Origin of the sequence: Polaribacter vadi, assembly GCF_018861005.1 — a bacterium.
GTDB lineage: Bacteria > Bacteroidota > Bacteroidia > Flavobacteriales > Flavobacteriaceae > Polaribacter > Polaribacter vadi_A.
Genome location: NZ_JAHKQL010000015.1, coordinates 114,577 through 126,564 on the forward strand (window position 1 = coordinate 114,577; position 11,988 = coordinate 126,564).

Annotated in this window: 11 protein-coding genes; all 11 read left to right on the top strand. The window is 30.5% G+C overall.

What is annotated here, in order from left to right; genetic code table 11:
• Window positions 1–21: 21 nt before the first annotated feature.
• A complete protein-coding gene (gene nrfD, locus KO506_RS07510) occupies window positions 22–1,476 on the top strand; it encodes an NrfD/PsrC family molybdoenzyme membrane anchor subunit (protein ID WP_215994280.1) in 1,455 nt (484 codons plus the stop codon).
• A 2-nt stretch (window positions 1,477–1,478) separates the two neighbouring features.
• Window positions 1,479–2,006, top strand: a complete 528-nt coding sequence (locus KO506_RS07515) for a DUF3341 domain-containing protein (protein WP_215994281.1) — start codon at window positions 1,479–1,481, stop codon at window positions 2,004–2,006.
• A 10-nt stretch (window positions 2,007–2,016) separates the two neighbouring features.
• A complete protein-coding gene (locus tag KO506_RS07520) occupies window positions 2,017–2,559 on the top strand; it encodes a c-type cytochrome (RefSeq protein WP_215994282.1) in 543 nt (180 codons plus the stop codon).
• 31 nt (window positions 2,560–2,590) lie between these two features.
• Window positions 2,591–4,036 (top strand): quinol:cytochrome C oxidoreductase, encoded by a 1,446-nt coding sequence (locus tag KO506_RS07525; RefSeq protein ID WP_215994283.1) that lies wholly within the window; start codon window positions 2,591–2,593, stop codon window positions 4,034–4,036.
• 33 nt (window positions 4,037–4,069) lie between these two features.
• A complete protein-coding gene (locus tag KO506_RS07530; protein WP_215994284.1) occupies window positions 4,070–5,074 on the top strand; it encodes a cytochrome c oxidase subunit II in 1,005 nt (334 codons plus the stop codon).
• Window positions 5,075–5,107: 33 nt separating this feature from the next.
• The gene (locus KO506_RS07535) at window positions 5,108–6,889 is read left to right on the top strand and encodes a cytochrome c oxidase subunit I (RefSeq protein WP_215994285.1); all 1,782 of its coding nucleotides are present in this window, start codon (window positions 5,108–5,110) and stop codon (window positions 6,887–6,889) included.
• A gap of 107 nt (window positions 6,890–6,996) precedes the next feature.
• Entirely contained in the window at window positions 6,997–8,019 is a 1,023-nt protein-coding gene (ruvB, locus tag KO506_RS07540) for a Holliday junction branch migration DNA helicase RuvB (RefSeq protein WP_215994286.1), read from the top strand.
• A gap of 50 nt (window positions 8,020–8,069) precedes the next feature.
• Window positions 8,070–9,797, top strand: a complete 1,728-nt coding sequence (locus KO506_RS07545; RefSeq protein ID WP_215994287.1) for a SulP family inorganic anion transporter — start codon at window positions 8,070–8,072, stop codon at window positions 9,795–9,797.
• 72 nt (window positions 9,798–9,869) lie between these two features.
• A complete protein-coding gene (locus KO506_RS07550; RefSeq protein ID WP_215994288.1) occupies window positions 9,870–11,279 on the top strand; it encodes an MBL fold metallo-hydrolase in 1,410 nt (469 codons plus the stop codon).
• 4 nt (window positions 11,280–11,283) lie between these two features.
• On the top strand, window positions 11,284–11,649 hold the full coding sequence (locus tag KO506_RS07555; RefSeq protein ID WP_215994289.1) for a rhodanese-like domain-containing protein: 366 nt from the start codon (window positions 11,284–11,286) through the stop codon (window positions 11,647–11,649).
• Entirely contained in the window at window positions 11,631–11,921 is a 291-nt protein-coding gene (locus KO506_RS07560) for a heavy-metal-associated domain-containing protein (RefSeq protein WP_252726817.1), read from the top strand. Before KO506_RS07555 ends, KO506_RS07560 begins: the two co-directional genes overlap by 19 nt.
• The last annotated feature ends 67 nt before the right edge of the window (window positions 11,922–11,988 follow it).

Below are 11,988 nucleotides of genomic sequence, written 5' to 3' on the forward strand. Positions count from 1 at the left end.
TAAAAATTAAGATATAAAAATATGTCTCATTACGAAGCACCCATAAGGGAACCTTTAGTATTAGGTGATAAAAGTTACCATGATATTACCGAAGACATTGCTAAACCAATAGAAGGTAAAGCAAATAAGAATTGGTATATCGCATTTTATATTTCTTTAGCAGCAATGCTTTGGGGGTTTGGATGTATCTTTTATACAGTTGGAACAGGTATTGGAGTTTGGGGATTAAGCAAGAACATTGGTTGGGCTTGGGATATCACAAACTTTGTATGGTGGGTAGGTATTGGTCATGCAGGAACATTAATTTCTGCGGTACTTTTATTATTCCGTCAAAAATGGAGAATGGCCATAAACCGTTCTGCAGAAGCTATGACAATCTTTGCCGTTTTTCAAGCAGGTTTGTTCCCAATTATTCACATGGGTAGACCATGGAATGGGTATTGGGTATTGCCAATTCCTAATCAATTTGGATCGTTATGGGTTAATTTTAACTCACCATTATTATGGGATGTATTTGCAATTTCTACATATTTATCTGTATCATTAGTTTTTTGGTGGACTGGTTTATTACCTGATTTTGCAACAATAAGAGATAGAGCAGTTAAACCTTTTCAAAAGAAAATATATTCATTATTGAGTTTTGGTTGGTCTGGTAGAGCTAAAGATTGGCAACGTTTTGAAGAAGTTTCTTTAGTGCTTGCAGGTTTAGCAACTCCGTTAGTACTTTCAGTACATACAATTGTATCTATGGATTTTGCTACATCAATTAATCCAGGTTGGCACTCAACTATTTTTCCACCTTATTTTGTAGCAGGAGCAATTTTCTCAGGATTCGCAATGGTACAAACCTTATTAGGTATAATGCGTAAGGTTACTAATATGGAATCTTATATTACACGTATGCACGTAGAGTATATGAATATCGTAATTATTTTAACAGGTGGTATTGTAGCTGTTGCATACGCAACTGAGTTTTTTATAGCTTGGTATACTGGTTCACCTTATGAATATTATACATACTTATCTATTGGTGCTGAAACAGGTCCTTATGGTTGGGCATTTTGGTCATTATTAATATGTAATATTTTTACACCACAATTATTATGGTTCAAAAAAATTAGAAGAAGTTTTATATGGTCTTTTATTATATCAATAGTTATTAATATTGGTATGTGGTTTGAACGTTTTGATATTATTGCAATCGTATTAAGTAAAGGTCATTTACCATCAACTTGGTGGCGTTTTGAGCCAACTTTTGTAGATGTTGGTATATTTATAGGAACTATAGGTTTTTTCTTTGTATTATTCTTATTATACGCAAGAACATTCCCTGTAATTCCGATTGCAGAAATGAAGACAATATTAAAGTCTTCTGGGGAGTCTTATAAAAAAATGAGAGAACAAGGTTTACCAACTAAACCAGCTATTAATGTAGTTGAAACAGAAGGTACATCAGATAAATCAACTAAAGAATAATTATGGAATCATCAAAAGTTATTCACGCGTTTTATAATGATGACGAAATTGTATTAGATGCAGTTAAGGCTGTTAAGGCAGATGGTCATCACATAGAAGAAGTATTTTGTCCTTTTCCAGTTCATGGATTAGATAAGGCAATGGGTTTAGCACCAACTAAATTGGCTATTACTGCTTTCTTTTATGGAATTACAGGTTTGTCTGTTGCTATATGGATGACAAATTACATGATGATTCAAGATTGGCCACAAGATATTGGAGGTAAACCAAGTTTTTCTTGGGCAGAAAATATGCCTGCTTTTGTGCCAATTATGTTTGAATTAACTGTGTTTTTTGCTGCACACTTAATGGTGATTACTTTTTATATGAGAAGTAAAATATGGCCATTTAAAAAAGCAGAAAATCCAGATCCAAGAACTACTGATGATCATTTTTTAATGGAAATACCTGTACATAATAATGTAGATGAATTAACATCTTTATTAGAAAAGACAGGAGCAGTAGAAATTAATTTAGTAGATAAGCACTAATAAATAGATAATGAAGAATTTTAAATTATTTATCGCTTTAATAGTTTTTGCAAGTATTATTTCTTGTAATAACAAAAGAAAACCGCAATTAGAATATATGCCAGATATGTATGAATCTGTTGCTTATGATGCTAATGGTGCTGAAGGAATAAACAATAAGCCAGTTAATAGTAAACCTGTTGCAGGTACTATACCTAGAGGAGGACATCCTGCTTATGATATTCCTGATACAGCAGAAGGTTATGATAAAGCAAAGGCTGAATTAAAAAATCCTTTAGAAGCTTCTGAAGAGAATTTAGAAAAGGGAAAAGCGCTTTATGAAATATATTGTATTTCTTGTCATGGTAAAAAAGGTGATGGAAATGGATATTTATCACAAGCTGAAAAATTTGAAGGAATACCAAGTTATAATGATAGAGACATAAATGCAGGTAGTATTTATCATGTTATTATGTATGGTAAAAACTTAATGGGTTCTCATTCATCTCAATTAACTTATAACGAACGTTGGCAGATAATTCATTACGTAGAAAATTTACGAGCTGAATTATAATATAATTACAAAAAGATAGAATACTAAAGATATGTATCAATTCTCAGGTAAATTAAAAACATTTTCATTAGCCCTAATAGCATTAGGTTTAATAGGAATTGTAATAAGTTTTGCTTCTGCTCCATCTACAATAGATGAGGCTAAGGAAATTATTGCACATCAATCTTCTCATGGAGATGATCATGCTAATACTCATGAAGATGTAAAAGAAACTCATCAAAGTACTGATGCTCATCATTCTCAGGAAGATGCTCATCATTCTGAAGTAAAAAAAGAACATCATGTAGAAACTGCTCATGGAGAACATCATGATGATGCTCATGCAGAACACGTTTTACATCAATTACAAAACAAGCCTTGGTCTGCTTTGTATGTTTCTTTGTTTTTCTTTTTAGGAATTTCATTATTAGTTTTAGCATTTTATGCAGCACAAAGAGTAGCACAGTCTGGTTGGTCTATTGTTTTATTCAGAGTGATGGAAGCAATTACGGCTAATTTAGTGCCAACTTCTATTGTTATGTTAATTGTAGTTATAGCTGCTGCTATGCACATGAACCATATGTTCCCTTGGATGGCTGAAGGTGTTTTTACTGTTGGACATGAAAATTATGATCCTATTGTAGATGGTAAGTCTTGGTGGATTAATTTACCAGGTTGGACTATTAGAAGTATTGTTTATTTAGCTATATGGAATGCTTACAGATGGTTTATACGCAAAAACTCTATTAAGGAAGATACAGCAAATGATAACAACAAAACATTTAAGTTAAATTATAATGTATCTGTAGGATTTATTTTCTTATTTATGTTAACAGAATCTATGATGTCATGGGACTGGATTATGGGGTTAGATCCTCACTGGTTTTCAACGTTATTTGGTTGGTATGTATTAGCAAGTTTGTTAGTAAGTGCATTAACAGTTATTGCCTTTGTAACAATTTATTTACGTTCAAAAGGTGCTTTACCAGCTGTTAATGATAGTCATATTCATGATTTAGCTAAATTTATGTTTGGTTTCTCAGTATTTTGGACCTATTTATGGTTTGCTCAATTTATGTTAATATGGTATGCCGATATTCCAGAAGAAACAACATATTTCGTAGCAAGATTTAATGAGTACAAATTACCATTTTTAGCAATGGTTGTAATGAACTTTGTATTCCCAATTTTATTATTATTAAACAGTGACTTTAAGAGTATGCCTTGGTTTGTTTTAATAGGGGGTGTTGTAATCTTAGCAGGTCATTATGTAGATATTTTTGTAATGGTTATGCCAGCAACTGTTGGTGCTCAATGGTCTTTTGGTATACCTGAATTTAGTGCTTTACTTTTCTTCTTAGGAATTTTTATATATACAGTGTTTAGTGCTTTTGCAAAAGCAAACCCTTTACCAAAAGGTAATCCGTATTTAGAAGAAAGTACACATTTCCACTATTACAATATTGAACATAGAGGAGAAGGATCAGATAATCATTAATAATAAGATTTAAACAAATAAGAAAAGATATATATGCTAGCTCTATTTTATATTTTTATAGGTGTTGCAATAGGTGTAAGTGTTTGGCAAATTACTAGAATTTTAAATTTTAGAGGTGTTATTGCCAACGATGAAGACAATGCGAAACAAGGTAAAAATGCAATTTATTTTATGGTTTTTTTATATGCCATAATGATTTACTGTTTAATTGCTTTAAATGTATTAATGTTACCTGAATCTGCTTCAATTGAAGGAGAACATGATGATAGATTATTCAATATTACTTTTTGGTTAATTGGTATTGTACAGTTTATTATGCAATTTTTAATTTTCTTTTTTACTTTTAAGTATAGAGGAAATAAAAATAACAAAGCAAAATTTTATGCTGATAGTCATAAACTAGAGTTAATCTGGACAGTTACTCCTGCAATTGTTTTAGTGGGTTTAATTGGTTATGGTCTTTGGCAATGGAATAATGTTATGGATTTATCTGATGATGATGCTATTGTTATTGAAGTATACTCTCAGCAATTTAGATGGGATGCACGTTATGCAGGAGAAGACAATGCTTTAGGAAGAGGAAACGTAAATTACATTAAAGGTATTAACACAATGGGTGTTGATATGAATGATAAAAATGCTCTTGATGATAAGCAAGTAACAGAATTATACTTACCTAAAGGAAAGAAAATTCATTTCCAATTTAGATCTCAAGACGTATTACATTCAGCTTATATGCCTCACTTTAGAGCACAAATGAACTGTGTTCCAGGTATGGTTACAGAGTTTGGTTTTACACCAAAATACACTACTGAAGAAATGAGACAGCAATCAGAAGTTATTGCTAAAACAAAAGGTATTAATAAAATTAGAAATGCTAAAGGAGAAGACCCATATGAATTTGATTACTTATTATTATGTAATAAAATTTGTGGTGCATCTCATTATAGTATGCAAATGAAAATTACAGTTGTTGAGCAAGAAGAATATGATAAATGGATTGCACAACAACCTACATTAGCTTCAGTTATTAAATAAATAAAAAATTAAGACACTACAAATAAATAGATTATGTCAGAACATCATCATAAAGAAACATTTGTAACAAAATATATTTTTAGTCAAGATCATAAAATGATTTCTAAACAGTTCTTAGTAACTGGTATGTTTATGGGAATTATTGGTGTATTTATGTCTATGTTATTCCGTATGCAAATTGCATGGCCAGAAGAATCGTTTTCATTGATTGAAGCCTTTTTAGGGCCTCATCAAACAGATGGAGTAATGAACCCAGATATGTATTTAGCATTAGTTACAATACATGGTACAATTATGGTATTCTTTGTACTAACTGCTGGTTTAAGTGGTACTTTTTCTAACTTATTAATCCCATTGCAAATTGGTGCTAGAGATATGGCATCTGGTTTCTTAAACATGGTATCTTACTGGTTATTCTTTATTTCAAGTGTAATTATGGTAATTTCTTTATTTGTTGAAGCTGGTCCAGCATCTGCAGGATGGACAATTTATCCACCTTTAAGTGCATTGCCACAAGCAATTCCAGGTTCTGGTGCAGGTATGACATTATGGTTAGTTGCAATGGCTATATTTATTGCATCTTCTTTAATAGGTTCTTTAAACTATATTGTAACAATATTCAATTTAAGAACAAAAGGAATGAAAATGACTAGATTGCCTTTAACAATGTGGGCTTTCTTTATTACAGCAATTATTGGTGTTGTTTCTTTCCCTGTATTATTATCAGCAGCATTATTATTAATTTTTGATAGAAGCTTTGGTACATCTTTCTACTTATCAGATATTTTTATATCAGGAGAAGTTTTACATTATCAAGGAGGTTCACCAGTGTTATTTGAACACTTATTTTGGTTCTTAGGTCACCCAGAGGTATATATTGTATTATTACCTGCATTAGGTATTACATCAGAAATTATTTCTACACACTCTAGAAAACCAATTTTTGGATATAGAGCAATGATAATGTCAATTATGGCAATTGCATTTTTATCTACAATTGTTTGGGGGCACCACATGTTTATTTCTGGTATGAATCCTTTCTTAGGGTCTGTATTTACATTTACAACCTTATTAATTGCAATTCCTTCTGCTGTAAAGGCATTTAACTATATAACCACATTATGGAAAGGTAATTTGCAGTTAAACCCAGCAATGCTATTTTCTATTGGTTTAGTATCAACTTTTGTAACAGGTGGTTTAACAGGGTTAGTTTTAGGAGACTCTGCTTTAGATATTGCTATTCATGATACTTACTTTGTAGTTGCTCACTTTCACTTAGTAATGGGTGTATCTGCAATATTTGGTATGTATGCTGGTATTTATCATTGGTTCCCAAAAATGTATGGTAGAATGATGAATAAAACTATGGGTTATTGGCACTTCTGGATTTCTATAATATGTGCTTATGGTGTATTTTGGCCAATGCATTTTATAGGTTTAGCAGGTTTACCTAGAAGATATTATTCAAATACAGCTTTTCCAATGTTTGATGATTTAGCAGATGTAAATGTTGTAATTACAATCTTTGCTTTAATTGGTGGAGCAGGACAATTAATATTTTTAGCAAATTTCTTTATCTCTATATACAGAGGTAAAAAAGCAACACAAAACCCTTGGAATTCTAACACTATAGAATGGACAACTCCTGTTGAACATGTTCATGGAAACTGGCCAGGTAAAATTCCTGAGGTACACAGATGGGCTTACGATTATAGTAAAAGAGTAGACCCTAATGATGATGATAGTGATTATTTACATGGACAAGACTTTGTATTACAAACAACGCCTTTATTAGATGGTGAAGAGCCTTCTTAAAATAAATAATTATAATATATTAAAACCTTTCCAAATTTTGGAGAGGTTTTTTGTTTTGTAACAAAAGCTACATTTAATCTGATTCAAATTCTCTTATATTTGTATATATGAATGAAAACTTAAATCCTGAAAACACAAATTTATCAAATGAGGATCTAGATGTAGAAAAAAAATTACGTCCACTTACTTTTGATGATTTTACAGGACAAGATCAAGCATTAGAAAATTTAAAAATATTTGTAGAAGCTGCTAATCAAAGAGATGAAGCTTTAGATCATACTTTGTTTCATGGGCCTCCAGGTTTAGGTAAAACAACCTTGGCTCATATTTTGGCAAATGAATTACAAGTAGGTATTAAAGTTACTTCTGGACCAGTTTTAGACAAACCAGGAGATTTAGCAGGTTTACTCACTAATCTTGATGAAAGAGATGTTTTATTTATTGATGAAATTCATAGATTAAGCCCTATTGTAGAAGAGTATTTATATTCTGCTATGGAAGATTACAAAATTGATATTATGATTGAATCTGGCCCAAATGCTAGAACAGTTCAAATCAATTTAGAACCTTTTACTTTAATTGGTGCAACAACTCGTTCAGGATTGTTGACATCACCAATGAGAGCACGTTTTGGAATTAGTAGTCGCTTGCATTATTATTCAACAGAACTATTAACTACCATTATACAAAGAAGTTCTCATATTTTAGGAGTACCCATTTCTATGGAAGCAGCAATAGAAATTGCTGGTAGAAGTAGAGGAACACCTAGAATCGCAAATGCTTTATTAAGAAGAGTTAGAGATTTTGCACAAATAAAAGGTGATGGTACAATAACCATACACATTGCAAAATATGCTTTAAAAGCATTAAACGTAGATGCTCATGGTTTAGATGAAATGGATAACAAAATTCTAGAAACTATAATTGATAAATTTAAAGGAGGGCCTGTAGGAATTAGTACAATTGCAACAGCAGTATCAGAAAATACAGAAACAATAGAAGAAGTTTATGAGCCTTTTTTGATTCAGCAAGGTTTTATAATGCGTACACCTAGAGGAAGAGAAGTAACAGAATTAGCTTATAAACATTTAGGAAGGACAAAGGGTAGAAATCAAGGTGAATTGTTTTAGATTTTAGAAAAAAGATAGCTTATTCATCAATAAGAAGGTTATAGTTAAACATGAATATAAAAAAAGTAATACCTATTTTAGAATGGTTACCTAATTATAATGCTTCTCATTTTAAAGGTGATTTATTAGCAGGTATAACTGTGGGTATTATTTTAATTCCACAGGGTATTGCATATGCTTTAATTGCAGGTTTGCCACCAATTTATGGTTTATACTGTGCTTTAGTGCCACAAGTTATGTATGTTATTTTTGGCTCTTCTAGACAAGTAGCAATTGGTCCTGTAGCTATGGATTCTTTAATAGTAGCAACAGGTGTTTCTACATTAGCATTAGCAGGTTCAGAAAGTTATATTGCCATAGCAATATTATTGGCTTTAATGGTTGGTGCCATACAATTAATATTAGGAATTTTTAGTTTAGGTTTTATAGTAAACTTCTTATCAAAACCAGTAATAACTGGGTTTACATCTGCAGTAGCTTTAATAATTGGGTTAAATCAATTTAGAAATTTATTAGGTGTAGATTTTTTACAGAGTGACCAAATTCAGTATGTTTTAGAAGATATTTGGTTACAAATTTCTGATTTTAATTATCATACAACAATCATAGGATTAATTTCTGTTATTGTAATAATAACCTTCAGAAAAATCAATAAAAAAATTCCAAACGCATTGATTGTAGTTATCATCGGAATTTTAATTATGAAATATTTTGGTAAGTCTTTTAATGATGTATCTATTGTAAAAGACATTCCATCAGGTTTGCCTGTTTTTGGTTTTCCAGAATACGATTTAGATCAAATTAAAGAATTATTACCAATAGCTTTAACTTTGGTAATGGTAGGTTATTTAGAAACCATTTCAATTGGTAAATCTTTAGAAGCTAAACAAGATGAATATAGAATAAGGCCCAACCAAGAATTAATTGCATTAGGTTTAGCAAATATGGTAGGTTCTTTATTTAAAGCTTACCCTACAACATCTAGTTTTTCTCGTTCTGCTATAAACCAAGAAAGTGGCGCAAAAACAGGAATGGCAGCATTAATTTCTGTACTTATGGTAATATTAACTTTATTGTTTTTAACTCCATTATTTTATCATTTACCAAAAACTGTATTAGCAGCAATTATTATAGTTGCCGTATTTAATTTGATAAATTTTAAAGAAGCTACATTTTTATGGAGAGCAAATAATTTAGATTTCTGGTTAATGATTTCTACTTTTTTAGCAACACTTTTACTGGGCATAGAATTCGGAATTATGGTAGGTGTAGGTTTGTCTTTAATCGTATTAATATATAGAACATCTAGACCTTATACTACAGAGTTAGGCAAAGTACCTGACTCAAACTTTTATCGAAATAAAAACCGTTTTGAAGAAGTAATTATAGAAGATGATATTTTAGTTTTTAGATTCGATGCACAAATATTTTATGCAAATTCAAGTTACTTTAGAGATAATTTAGACATAAGAGCTGCTAAAAAAGGAGATGCATTAAAATTGATTGTACTAGATGCAGAAAGCATTAATAGAGTAGATAGTACTGGAGTAGAAATGCTAAAAGAACGCATTAAATTTTATCAGAAAAAAGGAGTTAAATTTTATTTTGCAGGTGTAAAAGGTCCTGTAAGAGACGATTTATTTAGAAGTGGAATTTTACAAATTATAGATATCAATCATTTTTTTATGAGGTCTAACCAAGCTGTAAAATTTTATAAAACTGGAGATAGGAAACATCAAGAAAAATATGCAAAATATATTCATCAAGCATATAAGTAACTGATAAATATCATTTAAAAAATAGAAACTCAAAAGTAATTTTGAGGATTAATGAAAGTTGAATTTAAGATTATGATAATAGAACAAATTTATACAGGTTGTTTAGCACAAGGCGCTTATTATGTAGAAAGTAATGGAGAAGTTGCTATAATAGACCCTTTAAGAGAAGTCCAAAGTTATATTAAAAGAGCAGATAATAATAACGCAAAAATTAAATATATTTTTGAAACACATTTCCATGCAGATTTTGTGAGTGGTCATGTAACTCTAGCAGAAAAAACAGGAGCTAAAATTGTTTATGGTCCAACTGCTAAAACAAGTTTCGATGCTTTAATAGCAGAAGATAATCAAGTATTTAAATTAGGAGATATTACAATTACAGTTTTGCACACTCCTGGGCATACAATGGAAAGTACTTGCTATTTACTAAAAGATAAAAATGGAAAAGATTATGCGCTTTTTAGTGGTGATACTTTGTTTTTAGGTGATGTTGGTAGACCAGATTTAGCACAAAAAGGAGATATTACAGAAAAGGACTTAGCAGGTTTTTTATACGATAGTCTAAGAACTAAAGTAATGACGTTAGCTGATGATGTTATTGTTTATCCTGCACATGGTGCAGGTTCTGCTTGTGGTAAAAACTTAAGTAAAGAAACTGTAGGTACAATTGGCAATCAAAAAGAAACCAATTATGCATTAAGAGCAAAGATGACCAAAGAGGAATTTATAAAAGAAGTTACAGATGGTTTATTGCCTCCACCAGCTTATTTTCCTTTAAATGTAAAATTGAATAAAGAAGGTTATAAAGATATAGAAGATGTTATAAAAACATCAGCAAAACCTTTATCAGTAAAAGATTTTGAATTAGTAGCTAATACAACAGATGCTATTATTTTAGATGTGCGCCATCAATCAGAATTTATAAAAGGATTTATTCCTCAATCTATTTTTATTGGTGTAGATGGTGGTTTTGCACCTTGGGTTGGTGCATTAATAAAAGATATTAATCAACCAATTTTATTAGTATCTCCACAAGGTAGAGAAGAAGAAGTAATAACTCGTTTGTCTAGAGTAGGGTTTGATAATGTTTTAGGGTATTTAGAAGGTAGTTTTACTTCTTGGCAAGATGCTGCTAATGAAATTGATACTTTATCATCTGTTTCTGCGGATGTTTTAGAAGATAAAATAAATAATAATGCCACTGTTTTTGATGTTAGAAAACCAGGTGAATATGACAGTGAGCATATAGAAAATGTACCAAGTACACCATTAGATTTTTTAAATAATCATATAACCGAGTTTCCAAAAAAAGGAGATTTCTATGTGCATTGTGCAGGTGGTTATCGTTCTGTAATTGCAGCATCCATATTAAAAGCACGTGGTTTTCATAATGTAATTGATGTTACAGGTGGTTATGCAGCAATTAGAAATACAAATATTAAAAGAACAGATAAAGCTGTTTGCCCAACAACTTTAAAATAATAAAATGAGGCCTATTTTTTGTTTAATAATAGTAAGTCTGTTTTTTGTAAATTGTAATGCACAAGTAGCAATAAAAACAATAACTACTAAAGAATTAAAAACTTTATTAGAGCAAGACAACATCCTATTAATGGATGTTAGAAGTCCGAAAGAAATTAAAGAAGGTTTTATACAAACTGCAAAATTTGCCAATTATTTTGATGACAATTTTTATGAAATAGCAACAAAACATTTAGATAAAACCCAACCAGTTTATTTGTATTGCAGATCTGGAAACAGAAGTGGAAAGTCAGCAAAAATTTTACAAGAAAAAGGTTATGAAGTTTACAATGTTTTAGGCGGATATAATCAATGGAAAAAAGAAAATTAGAAATTATGAAAGCAGAAATTAAAATAGAAAACTTAAAATGTGGTGGTTGTGCAGCAACTATTAAAAAAGGAATTTTAAGTATAACAGGTGTAAATGAAATAAATATTGATGTAGAAAAATCACTTGTTTTAGTAACATCAGAAAAAGAAAACTTAGAAGAAATAAAATTAAAATTATCTAAACTAGGTTATCCAGAAGTTGGTGATAAAAATACAGTTTTACACAAAGCCATATCTTATGTAAGTTGTGCAGTAGGTAGAATAGATTCTTAGAAAAAATCAAAAATAAAAAAGAGGGTAAAAACGTTATAAACAAAAGTTTTTATCCTCTTTTTTTATT

Coding starts and splice junctions, on each gene's coding strand:
- nrfD (WP_215994280.1), top strand. CDS start 22: ATGTCTCATTACGAAGCACCCATAAGGGAACCTTTAGTATTAGGTGAT.
- KO506_RS07515 (WP_215994281.1), top strand. CDS start 1,479: ATGGAATCATCAAAAGTTATTCACGCGTTTTATAATGATGACGAAATT.
- KO506_RS07520 (WP_215994282.1), top strand. CDS start 2,017: ATGAAGAATTTTAAATTATTTATCGCTTTAATAGTTTTTGCAAGTATT.
- KO506_RS07525 (WP_215994283.1), top strand. CDS start 2,591: ATGTATCAATTCTCAGGTAAATTAAAAACATTTTCATTAGCCCTAATA.
- KO506_RS07530 (WP_215994284.1), top strand. CDS start 4,070: ATGCTAGCTCTATTTTATATTTTTATAGGTGTTGCAATAGGTGTAAGT.
- KO506_RS07535 (WP_215994285.1), top strand. CDS start 5,108: ATGTCAGAACATCATCATAAAGAAACATTTGTAACAAAATATATTTTT.
- ruvB (WP_215994286.1), top strand. CDS start 6,997: ATGAATGAAAACTTAAATCCTGAAAACACAAATTTATCAAATGAGGAT.
- KO506_RS07545 (WP_215994287.1), top strand. CDS start 8,070: ATGAATATAAAAAAAGTAATACCTATTTTAGAATGGTTACCTAATTAT.
- KO506_RS07550 (WP_215994288.1), top strand. CDS start 9,870: ATGATAATAGAACAAATTTATACAGGTTGTTTAGCACAAGGCGCTTAT.
- KO506_RS07555 (WP_215994289.1), top strand. CDS start 11,284: ATGAGGCCTATTTTTTGTTTAATAATAGTAAGTCTGTTTTTTGTAAAT.
- KO506_RS07560 (WP_252726817.1), top strand. CDS start 11,631: ATGGAAAAAAGAAAATTAGAAATTATGAAAGCAGAAATTAAAATAGAA.